This window comes from Akkermansia muciniphila (genome assembly GCF_900184965.1).
Lineage (GTDB): Bacteria > Verrucomicrobiota > Verrucomicrobiia > Verrucomicrobiales > Akkermansiaceae > Akkermansia > Akkermansia muciniphila_A.
Genome location: NZ_FXYA01000198.1, coordinates 51123 through 67497, shown reverse-complemented (window position 1 = coordinate 67497; position 16375 = coordinate 51123). Strand labels below are relative to the sequence as shown.

Annotated in this window: 13 protein-coding genes; 3 read left to right on the top strand and 10 right to left on the bottom strand. The window is 56.8% G+C overall.

The genetic code is table 11. The features are described 5' to 3' along the window. Positions 1-277 precede the first annotated feature (277 nt). Positions 278-1519 carry a hypothetical protein gene (locus CI070_RS06700; protein ID WP_094135994.1) on the top strand — a complete coding sequence of 414 codons (1242 nt, stop codon included), beginning with the start codon at positions 278-280 and terminating at the stop codon, positions 1517-1519. Positions 1520-1746: 227 nt separating this feature from the next. Here the strand turns inward: CI070_RS06700 and pgsA are convergent, their stop codons facing one another. The 4 genes from pgsA to pheA form a co-directional block, all read right to left on the bottom strand. Next, positions 1747-2355, bottom strand: a complete 609-nt coding sequence (gene pgsA / locus CI070_RS06695; protein ID WP_179218346.1) for a CDP-diacylglycerol--glycerol-3-phosphate 3-phosphatidyltransferase — start codon at positions 2353-2355, stop codon at positions 1747-1749. A gap of 178 nt (positions 2356-2533) precedes the next feature. Further along, a complete protein-coding gene (gene ligA / locus CI070_RS06690) occupies positions 2534-4918 on the bottom strand; it encodes an NAD-dependent DNA ligase LigA (RefSeq protein WP_094135993.1) in 2385 nt (794 codons plus the stop codon). 24 nt (positions 4919-4942) lie between these two features. Further along, a complete protein-coding gene (locus CI070_RS06685; protein WP_094135992.1) occupies positions 4943-6559 on the bottom strand; it encodes an alpha-L-fucosidase in 1617 nt (538 codons plus the stop codon). 44 nt (positions 6560-6603) lie between these two features. Continuing rightward, positions 6604-7761, bottom strand: coding sequence for a prephenate dehydratase (pheA, locus tag CI070_RS06680; protein ID WP_094135991.1), 1158 nt, complete (start codon positions 7759-7761; stop codon positions 6604-6606). 292 nt (positions 7762-8053) lie between these two features. On the opposite strand from pheA, the gene CI070_RS06675 reads away from it, so the two are divergent. Both CI070_RS06675 and CI070_RS06670 read left to right on the top strand, forming a co-directional pair. Beyond that, positions 8054-8512, top strand: coding sequence for an IdeS/Mac family cysteine endopeptidase (locus tag CI070_RS06675; protein ID WP_094135990.1), 459 nt, complete (start codon positions 8054-8056; stop codon positions 8510-8512). Further along, the gene (locus tag CI070_RS06670) at positions 8509-8931 is read left to right on the top strand and encodes a PEP-CTERM sorting domain-containing protein (RefSeq protein WP_094135989.1); all 423 of its coding nucleotides are present in this window, start codon (positions 8509-8511) and stop codon (positions 8929-8931) included. The genes CI070_RS06675 and CI070_RS06670 overlap by 4 nt, the downstream gene beginning before the upstream one ends. 50 nt (positions 8932-8981) lie before the next feature. Here the strand turns inward: CI070_RS06670 and CI070_RS06665 are convergent, their stop codons facing one another. The 6 genes from CI070_RS06665 to CI070_RS06640 are packed head-to-tail and all read right to left on the bottom strand — an operon-like array spanning position 8982 to position 16218. After that, a complete protein-coding gene (locus CI070_RS06665) occupies positions 8982-9947 on the bottom strand; it encodes an RluA family pseudouridine synthase (RefSeq protein ID WP_094136079.1) in 966 nt (321 codons plus the stop codon). A 16-nt stretch (positions 9948-9963) separates the two neighbouring features. Further along, positions 9964-10743, bottom strand: coding sequence for a Nif3-like dinuclear metal center hexameric protein (locus CI070_RS06660; protein WP_094135988.1), 780 nt, complete (start codon positions 10741-10743; stop codon positions 9964-9966). A gap of 13 nt (positions 10744-10756) precedes the next feature. Next, complete coding sequence (locus CI070_RS06655; RefSeq protein ID WP_094135987.1) at positions 10757-12811, bottom strand: DUF4340 domain-containing protein; 2055 nt, start codon at positions 12809-12811, stop codon at positions 10757-10759. Positions 12812-12839: 28 nt separating this feature from the next. Next, complete coding sequence (locus tag CI070_RS06650; RefSeq protein ID WP_094135986.1) at positions 12840-14411, bottom strand: DUF7088 domain-containing protein; 1572 nt, start codon at positions 14409-14411, stop codon at positions 12840-12842. 34 nt (positions 14412-14445) lie between these two features. Next, positions 14446-15228 carry an ABC transporter permease subunit gene (locus CI070_RS06645; protein ID WP_022198051.1) on the bottom strand — a complete coding sequence of 261 codons (783 nt, stop codon included), beginning with the start codon at positions 15226-15228 and terminating at the stop codon, positions 14446-14448. A gap of 54 nt (positions 15229-15282) precedes the next feature. Beyond that, on the bottom strand, positions 15283-16218 hold the full coding sequence (locus CI070_RS06640) for an ABC transporter ATP-binding protein (RefSeq protein WP_094135985.1): 936 nt from the start codon (positions 16216-16218) through the stop codon (positions 15283-15285). Positions 16219-16375 lie beyond the last annotated feature (157 nt).

Genomic DNA, 16375 nt, shown 5'->3' with positions numbered 1-16375 from the left:
GTTTTCGTCATGAATTTTTTATAGGAACTGAGTATAAACGGATTATTGGATGAAGCGGGTAAGGAATCCGCCGTCAACCCTAAATTCTGCGTATGAATGGCCTGATTCATTTTTTGGTGAACAATTTAGGGGAAACGTCCAAGAGGTCCTGTTCCTGTTCCAATTCAGGGTTCATCTGCATCAGGGATGCAGACCGCCATGTTAGAGACAACATATTCCAATCAGCGGATTCCTTATCCGTATACTTATTCACTGGATAAACCATGTTAAATGAGTTATGCCCCTGAAAACAAAAATAAAGAATGGAATGGTCATTTTTTCCGTATTGGCCGTATGTTGCGGCAGTCCTCTCTTTGCGGATTTCCAATCGGAAGAAAGGGCGGATTTAAGCAAGCCCCGGATTTGGACAGCGGTGACGGGGCATCAGTTAAAAGCAACGTATGAGGGAAGGGTGGGTAATAAAATTCAGCTGGTCGTGAATGGAGGAAAGGTCAAAACCATTTTACTGGAAAAACTTTCAGAAGCTGATCAGCGGTTATTGAATAATCTGACGCGGGAGGAAAACCGGGGCGGGGAAGCCGGTTTTCCGGATTCCGGCAGGAATGGCAAGGAGCATCCATTTGTCAGATTTCTTGCTGAAGCGAAACAAAAACGTCTTACTCCTGAGGCAGGGATAAAATATTATCAAAATGTTATTGATGCTCTTTTTGAACAGGCAAATTCGTATCATTACAAATATCCGGTGGATTTTGTGAAAGAAGATAATTCTTTCAATATGAAATATTTAAAGAAAATGTTGCAAAAGAGGAAGTCTATTTCCATGCGTACAAACCTTTTTACCGGGGAGTATCTGCCAACCCCATTATATTCCAATGAACCTCAATGGAAGAGTGTCATGCAGGAATTATTTTACAAATTGGATGAAAGATATGTAACTCTTGAACAGGAAGACACATTGTACGCTGATAATGATGAGAAAAAGGTTGTTTTTGGTGTTCGTGTTGATAGGAGAGCAAAGAATGATTCAAAATATGTTGCGTGGTACAGGGAAAACAGCAGAGATTATTTATATATTGTACAGACTTTTGTTGAACGGAAGGAAGACGGGGAGCTTCTCTTTGGCGGGATAAGGGGTGAGGAGGGAAGGGATGACGCTTGGAGCCGATGGCACAGTTATGATGCTCGAAAGGGTATCTTTTATTCGTTGTTTCTTTGCGTTGATCAAGAAGGAAAGATTTCGATTCGTGATTCTGAAGCGGGATCATTACAGTTTTTTGCTTCCGCCCCGAACAAAAAGTCTTTTTGTTATCCAAGAAAGGATTGTTACAATTACTATTTTGACAGGGACAGTAAACAGTTTGCTCTTGGCCGGTATGATTTGAATGGAACTCCTGTTTCCCTGGAAAGATTATGGGAAAAGGCCGGTAAACAAAAATCAGGCAGTATCGGAGGCAGACCAACTGCCAAGCACGATGATCCCCTCAATATTTTTGAGGAACGTCATATCAGGGACAGGTAAAGAGGCTTGAGGCCTGTACAGGCGCTCCTCTCCCGGAACAAAGGATGGATGGCTTCAAGGGGGCGGGACTTTTCTGCATGCGCACGAAGAGCAATGGAAGAAGGTTCAGCGTGTGCGTTCTTTTATCCAGGAGCCTGGCGGAATGAAATCATGCGCCCGGGATACGGAATGTTCCGGAAAATGAAAAATGCTGTTTACCCTCCTGACGGATGGGGAAAAGACAACGTTCAGCGTTGCAGGAATTTGCGGGCGCCCGCGCAGTAAACCGCTCCGGAATAAACGGTCAGGAGGACGGACCCCCACAGCGTAACCTGGTACAGCAAGTTGGATGCGCCGGAACCGTGCCACAGGCAGAGCTCGGCCAGCCGGTCCGCGATGGAGGGCAGGTATTCCGGCGTATGCGTCCATGTCAGGGCCAGCAGGCAGGCGATGCAGAAGGCCAGCTGGAAGGCGGTTTTCCATTTGCCGGACGTCCCCGCAGGGATGATGACGCCATGATCCTGCGCGATCTGGCGCAGTCCGGTGACCAGGAATTCCCGGCTAATGATGAGAATGGTAATCCAGGCGGGGCAGAGCCCTTCCTCCGTCAGGTAAATGAAGGCGGCGGAGACGGCTATTTTATCCGCCAGGGGGTCAATCAGCTTGCCGAAGGTGGTGACCTGATTCAGGCGGCGGGCCAGGTAGCCGTCCAGCCAGTCCGTGCAGGCAGCCAGAATGAACGTGACCAGGGCGGCCAGGTATCCCCAGGAATACTGGTCCGCGACGCTGACTGCTGCCGTAAAGACGACTACCAGGGCAATACGCGTCAGGGTAATGGCATTGGGCAGGTTCAGCATACGCGGTTTATTAGGGGGCAGATGGCAGCCTGTAGCAAGCTTTTTTGCTGGATTCAGGAATGAAATTTCCGGAAAACGGCGCACGAAAAAAAGTGAAGGGAATGTGAAGATACAGGCAGCCGGACGCATGGTGCGTGCGCTTCAGTTTTTGCTTCCCGTTCCCGCTGTTTTGCGGCAATTAATTTCCGATCATTTTGTAGAAGTCTTCCTCGGAAATGACGGGCACGCCCAGCTTGAGGGCTTTGTCCCGCTTGGATCCCCCTCCGCTGCCTGCCAGGAGGAAGGAGGTGGATTTGGAGATGGCCCCGGTAGCTTTTCCTCCGTGGGAGGCGATAAGCTGTTCAAAGTAGTCCCGCGGATGGCTGAGCGTTCCCGTAATGACGAAGGTTTTTCCGGACAGGGATCCCGCCGGGATTTCCAGAAGGTTGGCCCGGTAGGACTGGGACTGGGGATTGATGCCCAATCCGTTCAGGACGTCCATGGTGTGATTCCCTGCTGCGGAGGCGAAAAAGCTCCGGAGGGATTTGGCCGCCGCCACGCCTATTTCGGAGCCATAGCTGAATTTGGCCGTGTTTTTACGCAGGTAGCCCGTTGCCAGATAGGGCGCGGTCAGGAGGTCGATTTCCTCCATCAGTTCCTGGTGGCGTTCCTGTACCGCTTCTGCGGAAAGCGCGCCTTCCTTCACCGCCTTTTTGTTGTCGCGGGTGTTGGGGTTGGTTTTGGCGGCCTGTTCCACCAGTTCATCCAGGCGGACGATGTCCCGGAGGTAGGGAGAATCCGCCACATGCTTCAGGTCGGGATGCGTGTCCGCCAGCGCCTTGGCGACAACTTCCCCCACCAGGGGAATGCCGAAGGCGATGAGCCAGCGTTCCAGCGGAAGCCCGCGCGCGTTTTGCAGGGCGTCCAGAGCTTTCCGGGCATTTTTTTCCCCATAGCGGCGCGGTTCCTCCGGCGTGCCCAGGTTCAGGGTGGCGAGCTGGTCCGTAGTCAGGGAGAAAAGGTCCAGCGCAGAAGATGCCAGACCGGAGCTTCTCAGCGCTTCCGCCACGGAAGAGCCGATGCTCTCCACATCCAGAGCAGAACGGGAACAGAAGTGGGTGATGCCCGTCACGGCCTGCGCGGGGCAGGTGAAGTTGGTGCAGCGCCAGGCTACTTTCCCTTCTTCCTTCATGATGGGATTGCCGCAGGCGGGGCACAGCCCCCGCGTGGCTTCCAGTATGCTGTAGGGCCTGGCGTCCTCCGGGCGTTTGGAGAGGTTCACTTTCAGAACGGCGGGGATGATTTCCCCCGCCTTTTCCACCAGCACCGTATCTCCGATGCGGACGTCCTTCCGGTCGATTTCATCCTGGTTATGCAGGGTGGCCCGCGCCACCGTGGAACCGGACAGCAGCACAGGCCGCAATTCCGCCACGGGCGTCAGCACCCCGGTGCGTCCTACCTGCACGATAATATTCAGCAGGGTGGTTTCCTTCTGTTCCGGGGGGAATTTATACGCCGCCGCCCAGCGGGGCGCGCGCGCCGTAGCGCCCAGCGCTTCCCGCGTAGCCATGGAGCTGATTTTAATCACGGCTCCGTCCGTGCCGTAGGGGAGCGTATGGCGGAGGCTGTCAATATCCCGCACGGCCTGGCGGGTGGATTCCAGGCTGTCCGTGTAATACACCGGTTCATTGCAGGGGATGCCGCAATGGCGGAGCATGTCCCAGAAGTCTTTTGCGTCCCTGAGTTCCGGGCCTTCATACGCGCCCAGTCCATGGGCCAGGAAGGCCAGCGGACGGGCGGCCACCTGCCGGGGGTCCAGCTGCTTGAGGGTTCCGGCGGTGGCGTTGCGCGGGTTGGCGAAGGCGGGGAGCCCGTCGGCGTCCCGTTCTTCGTTCAGTTTGGCGAAGGCTTCATTGGGCATGAAGACTTCCCCGCGCACTTCCAGCACGGGCGGCGCGCCGGGGGGGAGAGTGAGGGGAACGCTGCGGATGGTGCGTACGTTGGCCGTTACGTCGTCCCCAACGTCTCCGTCTCCGCGCGTGGCCGCGTAAGCCAGCTTCCCGCCGCGGTACATGATGGAAAGGGCCACTCCGTCAATCTTGGGTTCCACGGAGACGGGAACTTTCTCCGTTTGCAGCGCCCTGGCCAGCTTATGGTAGAATTCCGCCAGTTCTTCATCCGGCACGGGGGCGTCCCGCTGCTCAAAAATGTCGTCAATGGACAACATGGGCACCGCATGCCTGATCTGGTTGAAGCCCTGGAGGGGGGCGCCGCCTACGCGGCGCGTGGGGGAGTCCGGATCCGCCAGTTCGGGGTGGGCTTCTTCCAGTTTTTCCAGCTCCAGGAACAGGGCGTCATATTCCGCGTCGGAAATCTCCGGTTCCGCCTGTTCGTAATACAGACGGTTGTGACGGCGCAGTTCGGCACGCAGGTAGTCTATGCGGCGGGGAGCGGTTTCCTCCGCGTTTCCGGGGTGGCCGGCGCCGGCGTTTTCCCGCGCCTCCCCAGCCCGGGATGCCGTTTCATTCGTTGCCTGCTGTGAAGGCTGTTTGCCGGCTGCCAGGGAAAAAAGGTCTTCCTCCATAGGAAAAATGAGTGGGAACAATGGCTATTTGCTCAGTTTGATGACGGAACAGGGTGTTTTGGAATGTTCATGAGCCTTGAACAGAACCGTTCCGTTGACGACGGGAAGGACGGCGTTGTCCCCCAAAAGCAATGCTTTGGAATAGCCGGCGGGCAGGGTGATGGCCGTTCCCTCATCATCTTCATAACCGGTGGCGTCCAGCGGCTGCATGCGGGCGTGTTCCGCGCCCGCCGTCAGTTCTTTCATGGTTCCTTCGCTGGGCGGCTGGGCCGCTCCCTTGTCCGGCGGCGGAATCAGGAAGACGAAGATATCCCCCTGCCGATTGATGGAGGCCGGCTGGTCCAGTTGAATGAATGCCCGTGTGCCGTACACGGCTTCACCGTTGATGTTGAGCCACCGGCCTACGCCGCGCATGGTGGCGGCCACTTTTTCCGGAATGGTGCCGTCTGCCATGGGATTGACGTTCAACAGAAGATTGCCTCCCTTGGTAACGCATTCCACCAGTTTTTCAATGATGGTTTCCGGGGACTTGATGTTGGTGTCGTAGCGGTTGTAGCCCCATTTGTCGCTCACCGTCATGCAGGATTCCCAGTCCACGCCGGGATATCCGCGCCGGGGGATGAAGCGTTCCGGAGTAATATAGTCCCCGCAGCGCAGGTCCAGCGTTCCGGCCTGGTCCTTGTTCAGGCCGGAATAGGCGTACAGGCGGTTGTTCATGATGACGCCGGGATTGATGGAGCGCACCATGTCCATCAGTTCCGGCGCTTTCCAGCCTTTGGCCCCCTCCATGGCCCCCTGGGAGTAGTCCCACCACATGATGTCGATGGGCGCGTAACGGGTCATCAGCTCCCGGACCTGGGCGTGCAGGTATTTCTGGTAGGCGGCGTGGTCGCGGGGAATGTTTTTCCTGTTAAGCATGGCCGCCTGCCCCGCAGGGTAGCAGAGGTCCGGGCAGATGGTGTTGTCATAAGACGGGTGGTGCCAGTCAATGACGGAGTGGTAGAGGCCCACTTTCAGGCCGCGCCTGCGGCAGGAGTCCACATATTCGCGGATGATGTCCCTGTTCACGGCGCTTTTGGCGTCGTAATCCGTCAAGGCGCTGTCAAACAGGCCGAAGCCTTCATGGTGCTTGCTGGTGAGCACTATATATTGACACCCCGCATCCCGGGCGAGCTGGGCCCATTCTTCCGTCAGGCCTTCCCTGGGCTTGAACAGGGGCAGGGCTTCCGCGGCGTAGGTGTCCGTATCCACTTCCACGTTTTTTTGAATCCATTCGGAACCTCCGGGCCTGCCTTTCCATTCCCCGGCCAGTCCGGAATACAGGCCGTAGTGGATGAACATGCCGAATTTGGCGTCCCTCCACCATTCCATGCGCCGGTTGCGTTCCTCCGCCGTTTCCCTGACTGCGGCATGGTTGGCATCCGCGGGGAGGGGGAGTCCGGGCGCGGCTGCCGAAAATTCCGAGGGAACGGTGGCCGGGGAGTTCTGCTTTGTTCCGCCGCCGCGCAGCCGGGCCGCGAACTGTTCGTCCAGGGCCAGAGAGGGCTGCCCGTTTTCCGTAATGATTTTAGTGACGGACTGCTGGGCCGGGGCGGGAAGCCCCAGAGTGACGGCCAGGGCGGCAATCGTGGCTATGTTCATGGTTGTTCAGGATGGTGTGAGGCTGGGGGGAAAGCTGAACCGGCTTAAATGACGTCCGTATCCGCGTAGCTGCCCAGAATTTTCAGCATGGAACAGTGCTGTTCCAGCTCCGGAAGGGTTTCCCGGAGGGGGGATTCCTGAATGTGGCCGGCGGCGTCTATATAGAAGACGTATTCCCAGTTGATGACTTTGGACGGGCGGGATTCAATGCGTATCAGGTTATTATTGTGCCGCTGGAAGCAGTTGACCACTTCCGCCAGGGTGCCGGGTTTGTGCTGGATGCGGATGAGCAGGGAGGTGCGGTCCCTGCCGCTGGGCTGCGTTTCCTGGCGTCCGATGACGGCAAAACGGGTGGTGTTGCAGGACTGGTCCTGAACGTCTTCTTCCAATATGTTCAGGCCGAACAATTCCGCAGCCAGCGGGCAGCCTAGGGACGCCGCGCCCATGGCGGCGTTCTCCTTGGCAAGAATGCTGGCTTTCGTAGTGGAGGACGTTTCCACGAGTTCCGCGTTCGGGAAGTGCCGCTGGATCCAGTTCCTCGTCTGGCCGAGGACCTGGGGGTGGGAATACAGGATGCGGATGTGTTCCCGCGGAATATCCGCCATCAGGCTGTTGCGGATGTTCAGATTGATCTGGGCGCAGATTTTGAGGGGTGAGGTGACGAAAAGATCCATCACGGCGGTGACGGAGCCTTCCGAGGAATTTTCCACGGGAACTACGCCGTACTGGGCCTTTCCCCGGTCCACCATGTCAAACACGTCCTTGAAGCTCTGGCACGGAATGAGTTCGCAGCTTTTTCCGAACTGCTTGAGAGCCGCCTGATGGCTCCAGGTCCCTTTGGGGCCCAGGTAGGCAATGGTCAGGCCGCCTTCCAGAAAGAAGGAGCAGGAAATGATTTCACGGTAAATGGCCTGGAGGGAGGCTTCCGGCAGCACGCCCGCATTCAGGCGGTTCAGTTTGTTGAGCATGGCCGTTTCCCGTTCGGGAACGAAGATGGGGGAATTTTTTTCCTTTTTAATGCGGCCGACTTCATGCACCCATTCGGCGCGTTTTTTTAACAGCTCTACAATCCGGGCGTCCACCTCGTCAATAGCCAGGCGCGCCTTTGTCAGGGCGATGGTCTGTTCATCCGTGTTTCCGCTTTTTTGCTGCCTGGGGGGATTGTCCGGAGAGGCGTCCTCCCCGTGGTGCGTGGTCTCCATGTCTCTGTGAAAGCTGTGTGGTTAAAGCCGTGTCAAGGTAGCGGTTCCGGGGGGGCAAATCAAGATTAAAGCTCCTGCTGCTGCCCGGAAACGGTGCGGCCCGGAGCAATGGGGAAAACGGGAATTTTCCGCTCACGGGAAAAAGAAGATGAAGAGAATCTTCTTTCTGATGGAATTCAACCGGGCAGGGAAGGATGAGACGAAAATAGAGTTGCCGAGCGAAGAGAAAGTTTTTTTGTGTCCTTCCCATTAAAAACTTGTTTTTGGAATAAAAAAAAGTACGAAATAAAACATGAGATATCATTCCCTCTATGCTTTTTGTGTCGGCGTTTTGCTCTCTTCCTCTCCGGCTTTTTCCGGCTCTGTCTGGACCTACGGTGTAACGCAGGAATCCGGATGGAGCGATTTCAACAAATCGTGGAATGGAGATACCTACTTGTGCTGGGCCGCTTCCGCTTCCAACCTCATCAATTGGTGGCAAGAGAATAGCTCCTATGCCTCCTGCGCGAATAACGGGACTCCGACCGGGGAGAATATTTTCCGAACCTATGTCAATTCCTTTCAGGATTTGGGCGGCGCCGCCCAGTATGCTTGGGAATGGTGGTATGAGGGAAGCTATTTGCCTTATGATTTCGGGCTTGATGAGTATGGGTATTCCATGCCGCATACGCTGGATCCGTCAACATGGGGAGGGGGGTATTATAACCCGAAGCTGTATCAACGAAATATATCTATTATTGGAACGATATGACGACGGAAACGTCCAGCAGCCTCCCGTCCGGGTACGACACGTTTTCCGCTTATTGTTCCGATTTTATCGTTTCTTCCCTGAATTCCTGCTATGGGGTAAGTCTTGGCATTTCTGCGAATGATGCCATGGGGCACGCGATCACACTTTGGGGAGTCGACAGGGATGACGGAACAGGGCTGCTTACCAAAATCTATTTTACTGACTCCGATGATGATACGACCGCGTTGCGTTCCTGCTCCTTGACTGAAAAAAATGGTTATCTTCATATGGACGGGTACCACTCAACGCTCGACTATTACATTGACTCCGCCTATGGCCTGAATCTGATTGAAGCGGTTCCGGAGCCGGCTTCTTTTTCTCTCCTTCTTGCAGGCGGCAGTCTTTTGTTCCTGCGCAGGAAGCGCCGGTTGCGCCTCTGACATTCCTGAGGGGAGAACTGTGTGCGGCGCACGGAAAAGGGCGCGACGTGTCAGCCTTGCCCGTCATGTCTCTTCCGGGGCTCCGGAATGGTCCCGTAAAGCCCGTTGGGGAAGAGTTGGAGCCACGGCGTATATTCCGGCGGGACGGGAGCTTCAAACTCCATGCGCTTTCCCGTGCGCGGGTGGTCGAAGCCCAGCCGCCACGCGTGGAGCATGAGCCGGCCGGGTTTGGCCTTCTGCCGGGCGGGCTTGGCGTAAATGGGGTCCCCGATGAGCGGATGGCCCAGATGGAGCATGTGCACGCGTATCTGGTGGGTTCTTCCCGTGTGCAGCGTGCACAGAACCAGAGATGAGTCCGTGGCCGGGTCCGCGCAGAGCAAATCGTAGTCCGTAATGGCGGCCTTCCCGGAACCGGGATTGACTACCGCCATTTTCAGGCGGTTCACGGGATGGCGGCCAATATGGGTGAAGACCGTGCCGGAACTTTGGGAAGGAATGCCCTGGACGACGGCCAGATAACGCTTTTCCGTGCTGCGGGCCGCGAACTGCGCCGTCAGGGACTGGTGGGCGCCGTCATTTTTTGCGATGACCAGGCAGCCGGAGGTGTCCTTGTCCAGGCGGTGGACGATGCCGGGGCGTTCCACTCCGCCGATGCCGGAGAGATCCCCGCAGTGGTGGAGCAGGGCGTTTACGATGGTGCCGTCCGGGTTGCCGGCCGCGGGATGCACGACCATGCCGCTTTCCTTGTTGATGACGATCACGTCTTCATCTTCATACAGGATGTCCAGGGGGATATCCTGGGGAAGGGCTTCCGCCGGTTCCGGCTCCGGAATGCGGACGGTGATGGAGTCGCCGCGGGAAACGGGGTTTTTAGGCTTGGCGGGAGAACCGTTAACCAATACGTCCCCGCTTTTGATCAGGTTCTGGATTCTGGAGCGGGAAAGTTCCGGAAGGTGGGCGGCAAGGTATTGGTCCAGGCGGATTTTTCCGTCGGCGTCGTCCGTAGTCAGATTCATGTTCCGCGGCGTTTGGTCAATGGCTGTAGGAGGAAGGCGGCAGGTCAATAAAAGTGTAGTCCAGCCCGTAAACATCCTTGAGAAGAAGCCCCAAGGCCTTTACGCCGAACGTCTCCGTGAAGTAGTGGCCGCCGAAGACCAGATTGACGCCCAGTTCCTGGGCCAGGGGGATGTTCCAGTGGGAACCTTCCCCGGTTACGTAGGTGCCGCAGCCGAGGGCTGCGACCTGGGCAAGATCGTCCCCCGCGCCTCCGGTGCAGATGAAGACATTTCCGGCCGGAGCCTCCGGGGAATCCTGCCAGAAGGCCTGCACGGGCGCGCCGAGGACGGTTTCCAGCTTTTGCGCCAATTCCGCGCATGTGCCTGAAAATTCTCCGTGCGTACCGAGGGAAACGCCGTGATAGTCCAGCCCTTCATGAGAACATGAACGGAGGCCGCAGGCCTTCGCCAGCAGGGCATTGTTGCCGTATGCGGGGTGGACGTCCAGAGGGAGGTGGGCGGCGTAAATCGCCAGGTTCCCGTCCATGGCGGCTTTCAGCTTCCGGTAGGCGATGCCGGTAATGGGCTGCATGGGCTGCCAGAAAATGCCGTGGTGAAGGATGAGCAGGTCCGCCCCTGTTTCCAGGGCCGCATGAATGGCCTTTTCTGAGCCGTCCACGGCGGCGGCCACTTTGGAAACAGTGCCTCCGTTTTCCAATTGAAGGCCGTTCAGGGCGCGGGAGGCGTCCGGAATGGAATCCACGGAAAGGATTCCGTCCAGAAAGGAAATGGCGGTGTGCAGCTCAATCTTGCTCATGCGGGAGGAATGGTTAGTTGTCTTCCGAAAGGCTGGCGCCGAGCAGACGTACGGCGTCCATGTTCAGGATAAAATAATTCGGGGTTGTATTGACTCTGCCGTAATAAAACCTGCTGTATCCGGCTTCTCCCGCCGGGGCGATTTCCAGCGTGATGACTTTGTCTTCCGTTTCCGGTTCCGGGGCAAAGGTAATATCGCCGGCGCCGGATTTGGTTGGCATGGGGCCCGCATCCTTGTAAGACTGGAGGACGAGTTTCAGGCGGAAAACGGGATTTTTCAGGGCTTCATGCGCCATGACGTCCGTATAGGGGAGCCAGGCGCTCACCTCCATTTTTTCCAGTTCGTCCAGATAGCGGTTGGCGCGGTTCGGGTTGATATTCAGGGTTTCATCCTTCCCGTTCCTGGAAGCCGTCCATGAATCGTCCAGACGGTCGAATTTTAGAATCAGGGGGCCTCCGGAACCGATGCGGTCCAGGTGCATTTCTCTGAGGTCAAACCTGCTGAAGGAAAGAAGCCTCTTTTTTTTCCAGGCCAGGGCATTTGCCAGCAAATCCCTCATGTAGGCGTTGTCCAGTATGGCGACGGTGGGTTTCCCGGCCTGTCGGGCATACCAGGAACCGTCCGCTCCCTTGGAGAAAAACACCGTCACGGGGGGGCGGGGTTCTTCACCGGGTTTGGGCAGAAGGGACATGGTGAGCGTCATTCTGGGGTTATCCAGCCCGTACACGGAAAGATCCGTAGCCTTGTCCGAGGCGAAGCCGGCCACTTTTCCCTGTTTAACGGTTTTCAGCAGGGAAATGAGATGATCCGGATTAGCTTCCTGGTAACGGGCGCCCTCTGCCGTGTACAGCCAGGTGGGTTTGATGCCTTTTTTCTCATCTCCCTGAATGAAGCGGGCAATGGTGGGATAATCCTGAAAGCTCTTGCGGATGGAAAGGCCGGTAATTTTGTAATCCCCGATGTCCGTCAATTGCTTGGAACGCAAAAGATCCAGATCCAGCGGAATATTGCGTACGCCGGGGATTTCCTTGTTGGTTTCCGTCGTTTGCGCCAGTTCAAAGACGGCCTTGCGGTCGGAAACGGTGGCCTTGACCAGTTCGGACAGGCTGCCGTTGTCGGAGGGAGGGTAAATCCTAAGCGTGACGGGCTGTTCCTCCATTTGCAGGGATTTGCCGTCCCCTGAAAGGCTGCCTGTGAAATTCCTGATGGAGACGGAGGTGATTTGATCATCCGTCATGTCCGGTACGCTTGTTTCCTCCGGGTTGTACACGCGCACGGCGGTCAGCTTCTGAAGCGTGCCCAGAAGCACCTCCATCATGGCCGGGTCCGTATCCAGGGAAAGGGGATGCGTGATTTTCCAGGGGGAGCCGGGAGTCTTGCGCTCCAGGGCGATGCGCTGGCCCCGGTTATTGATCTCAATGGAGGCGGGCATGGCCGGATGCAGGAGCAGGGGGCGGTGGTCCCGAAGCTGGCGGATGCCGGACTTGAACAGAGGGAGGATGTTGCCGGTGCCCACCAGAATGCGGGTGTCCCGTCCGTAGAAATCCGTCTGCATATAGGTGGTGTCATCCGTGGTCTTGTTTTCCGGATCGTCCACCAGCCAGGGCGCCGGGGAACCCAGCGTATAGCGCGCCACGGTGGAGGAACGCTTTCCGTCGTCGCTCATTTCCTTGAGAGTGATGGTAACGGGAGTGGTCTTCACGCCGAATTCCTTCAGGGAGGCGGAATCAATCTTGTGCAGGGGCAATGCGTCCACGATGCTGGTGGAGTACGTGTACTGGAGAATGGCCGCCGCCGCGCGAGGATCCATACGGTCGTTCCAGGGCTTTTCGCACCACCAGACGCCGTTGGGTTTGCGGCGGAATTCCGCGACATCCCCCACACAATTGATGCGCATCCAGGAAACCTCGTTCATTTCTTCCCGGGTGTACGGGAAAAGCCGTTCTCCGGAACTGAAAGCGGTGCGCCCGATGATGCGGGACAGGTTGCCGTCAATGGTGAGGAGCACCGCCGCGCCGACAGAAGCGAGGGCGATGAGGATGAGAAGGATAAAGCGGAATGTGCGCATGTGCTTCCGGTAATGGGCGTGGATGGGGTTAATGACGGCGCGTGTTCCAGATAATCAGGGCGATCAGCAGCGCCAGCAGGGGGAGGCCGATATTCGTCAGGAGTTCCAAAACGCCCAGGGCATTGCGGTCCAGATTCAGCTTGACGGTCAGGTCATGGCGGGAGCCGAGGCCGCGCAATTCTTCACGGTCCGTCATCCAGCCGATCAGCGTACGCATGAAATCCCTTTGTTCCGGTTTGATTTGCCGGGGCTGAAGCAGGTCCGTATTGCCAAGCAGAACCAGGCGCCCGGTAGTCTTGTTCTGGTTCACGTCCCCGGCATTCCCCCGGATGAGGGCCGCGCCGATCATCAGAGGCCCCGGATTGTCTTCCCTCGCGTCGAATTTGGCTGGGAACTGGTTGTATTTGGTTTCTCCATAATAATCCTCCGTGGTTACCAGAAGGGGATACGGCGTAATGCGCTTCTGTTCCATGGCCGCGTTGTCGGAATCCAGGATAAGGGAGATGCTCTCCCCTTCCAGCCCGGTGCTGGAATTCCAGAATTCACGGGTGCAATTCAGGGAGGGGGCGAAAATGGAGTTAATTTCAAAAACGGAACGGTTGCCCCTGTTGCGGAGCATCACGCGGTCATTCTGGGGCCGCAGCCCCTGTTCGCGGAGAAAGCGGTAGAGCTGTCTGGGGGTGTCATTCCGGGGTTCCAGCATGATCAGGATGGCGGCGTTCGGGCGCGCCCAGTACCGCTGGAGCACTTCCGCCTCCTGCGGGGACAGATCATATTTGGAACCGATGATCATAAATCCCGCGGCATCTTCCGGAATCTCTTCCAGACCGCTCATGCGGATGGGCACAAGCTGCAGGTTGACGGAACGGCAGATTTTGCCCAGCGTCGTGAAGATGTTTTCCTCTTGGTTGTTGCTCAGGGCCTCGTTGAAGTTGCTCTTGTCCGCCGCGATATAGATTTTACGCGGTTCGCCGTTGGCCGCCCCGTAAATGCCGGCAGTCATCATATCTTCAATTTGGAGGGCCACCGCCTTCATGCTTTTGCCGTCCGGCCCGGGGGCGTACACTACGAAGGCGTCTCCAGGCAGGATGCGCACGTGGGCGGCGTCCGCCTGGGTGCCTTCAAACGTCTTGAGCGCTTTTTCCGTATCTTCCCGGGCATCAATGATGACTAGGTTCTTCTTGAATTCAATTCCGTAGATATTGGAGATTTCACGTGCCTTGTTCGGCTGGCGGAGGGGATCCACGTACTCCACCTTCACTTTGCCGTTGGAATAACGTTCGTACTCCTCAAGCAGAGAACGCATGCGGGTATAGTTTTGCGTGGTGCGCAGGAAAGCGAACGTGATTTTGACGGGTGTTTTGCGCTTCTGGATTTCCGGAGACTGGAGCATGTTGATGCTCTGGCGGGATATTTCATAACGCTGGTCTTCCGTCAGGTCCCGGCGGTAATACTCGTGGCAGCCCACGTAATTCAGGCATACGACGATAAGGAACAGCAGGAAAAGCTTGATCCAGGTCATCCAGGGGCGTTTGACCTTGCGGGCGGCGGGCTGGGAGGCTTCCGCAGCCGCGGCGGGGGTGTCTGGTGTTTCGCTCATAGATAAAAATGAAAAGGGGTGAAGGCGGGATGAATCAGTGTTTCCAGCGGCGGTGGTCAATGATGCGGATGGTGACGGCCAGCGTCAGGACTGTCATGGTCAGGTAAAATACGACGGGGCGCGTGTCAACCAGCCCGGCGGAAAAGCGGTCCAGATGTTCCGAGCAGGACATGTAGTGGAAAATCCCCGCCGCGGGGAATTCCCCCCACACCACGGGAATCAGCCCCATGAAGAAAATCAGAACCAGCAGGCCAATGGTGATGATGCCGGAAATAATCTGGCTGCCCGTCATGGAGGAGGCGAAAATGCCAATGGCCGTGAACCAGGCGCCGATCAGCAGCAGTATGGCGTATGCCCCGGCCCAGTCCGCAAGGCGGTAGGGAAGAACCATGCCCGCGTCATATCCGTAAATCCACTGCACAATCAGGTTGGACCAGTCCGCCAGGGTGGGGTAGAGAAGCATGGGCAGCCACAGGATGATGTAAAAGGCGTACGCGGAGAAGTATTTTCCCAGGACCACCTGCCATGTCTTGATGGGCGTGGTAAGCAGGGATTCCAGCGTTCCCGTCTTTTCTTCCTCCGCCAGGGAGCGCATGGTGAGCAGCGGGAAGATGAACAGGAAGTAAAACCAGAACATGGGGGAATGTAGGATGAAGAACAGGATGCCTTCCTTCTGCGGGGCCAGTTGAAAAGCCTTTAGCGTGCCGGACAGGGAGACGCTCTGAAGGGCCATGACGAAAGCCAGGATAACCCATCCGTACGGAGTCATTACGTAGCTTCTGAGTTCTTTTCTGAAAATGGTAAGTACTGGAGACATGGGGAGAAAAGGGAAATGGGAGGTGGTGGATGGGCGGGGCTGGAAAAATGGGGGTTAATCTTTGCGGGTCATTTCCACGAACACTTCTTCCAGCGTGGGGGTGTGGCGGTAAATATGGCGCAGGGGGCATCCCTGTTCCGCAAGGAGGCGCGCGGCCTTTTCACGGGTATCCGTCCCGGCCTCCGCGCGTACGGTCAGCGTATGCCAGCCGTCGGCGTCCGTTCCTTCATGGATGACCTTCTTCACATGTTCCAGGTTTTCCAGTTTCTGCGTAATCAGGGCCAGGTCTCCCCGGAATTCCAGCGTAATCTTGCCGGCTGCCCGGAGGTTGGCCGTCAGGTTGGAGGGGGTATCCGCCGCCTTGATAGTTCCCTGGTCAATGATGATGACCTTGTTGCAAATCATTTCCACCTCACTGAGAATGTGGGTGGAAAGAATAATGGTGTGGTTGGCCGCCAGGCCTTTGATCAGCTCGCGTATCTGGCGTATCTGGTTGGGGTCAAGACCGTTGGTGGGCTCGTCGAGGATCAGCAGATCCGGTTCTCCCAGCAGGGCGTCCGCCAGGCCTACGCGCTGGCGGTAGCCTTTGGAAAGGGTGCGGATCATCTTGCGGCGCATGGGATCCAGGCCGCATTGTTCTACAACCTTGGAGACGGCAGGCCAGATCTGCTTGGAAGAAATGCCTTTAAGCCTGGCGCGGAATTTCAGGTATTCCGTGACGCGCTGATCGTCGTAAAGAGGCACGTGTTCCGGCAGATAACCCAGATGTTTGCGAGCCTCCAGGGGATTTTTCACAATGTCGAATCCCGCAATCGTGGCTGTGCCGGAAGTGGGGGGCAGATAGCCGGTCAGCATGCGCAAAGTCGTGGTTTTGCCTGCGCCGTTCGGCCCCAGAAACCCTACGATTTCCCCCTTTTCAATTTGGAAGGAGGCATTCTTTACCGCTTGAAAGCGGCCAAACTCTTTGGAAAGCTGGTCGGCGTGGATCATGGAATCAATGGGAACAGGGTGATTCTAATCCAAACCGCTTTCGCCTCAAGCTTATTCTCCCCCGCGCCGCGGAAGCGCTTCTTCCGTTTGAAAAGCCATGGGGGCTAAACGGGGGCGGAGCTTTTCCCGCCTGGCCGGCAGGGAACGAAGAGAAGGG

Coding starts and splice junctions, on each gene's coding strand:
- pgsA (WP_179218346.1), bottom strand. CDS start 2,355: ATGCTGAACCTGCCCAATGCCATTACCCTGACGCGTATTGCCCTGGTA.
- CI070_RS06645 (WP_022198051.1), bottom strand. CDS start 15,228: ATGTCTCCAGTACTTACCATTTTCAGAAAAGAACTCAGAAGCTACGTA.
- CI070_RS06640 (WP_094135985.1), bottom strand. CDS start 16,218: ATGATCCACGCCGACCAGCTTTCCAAAGAGTTTGGCCGCTTTCAAGCG.
- CI070_RS06700 (WP_094135994.1), top strand. CDS start 278: ATGCCCCTGAAAACAAAAATAAAGAATGGAATGGTCATTTTTTCCGTA.
- CI070_RS06665 (WP_094136079.1), bottom strand. CDS start 9,947: ATGAATCTGACTACGGACGACGCCGACGGAAAAATCCGCCTGGACCAA.
- CI070_RS06660 (WP_094135988.1), bottom strand. CDS start 10,743: ATGAGCAAGATTGAGCTGCACACCGCCATTTCCTTTCTGGACGGAATC.
- ligA (WP_094135993.1), bottom strand. CDS start 4,918: ATGGAGGAAGACCTTTTTTCCCTGGCAGCCGGCAAACAGCCTTCACAG.
- CI070_RS06685 (WP_094135992.1), bottom strand. CDS start 6,559: ATGAACATAGCCACGATTGCCGCCCTGGCCGTCACTCTGGGGCTTCCC.
- CI070_RS06675 (WP_094135990.1), top strand. CDS start 8,054: ATGAGATATCATTCCCTCTATGCTTTTTGTGTCGGCGTTTTGCTCTCT.
- pheA (WP_094135991.1), bottom strand. CDS start 7,761: ATGGAGACCACGCACCACGGGGAGGACGCCTCTCCGGACAATCCCCCC.
- CI070_RS06650 (WP_094135986.1), bottom strand. CDS start 14,411: ATGAGCGAAACACCAGACACCCCCGCCGCGGCTGCGGAAGCCTCCCAG.
- CI070_RS06655 (WP_094135987.1), bottom strand. CDS start 12,811: ATGCGCACATTCCGCTTTATCCTTCTCATCCTCATCGCCCTCGCTTCT.
- CI070_RS06670 (WP_094135989.1), top strand. CDS start 8,509: ATGACGACGGAAACGTCCAGCAGCCTCCCGTCCGGGTACGACACGTTT.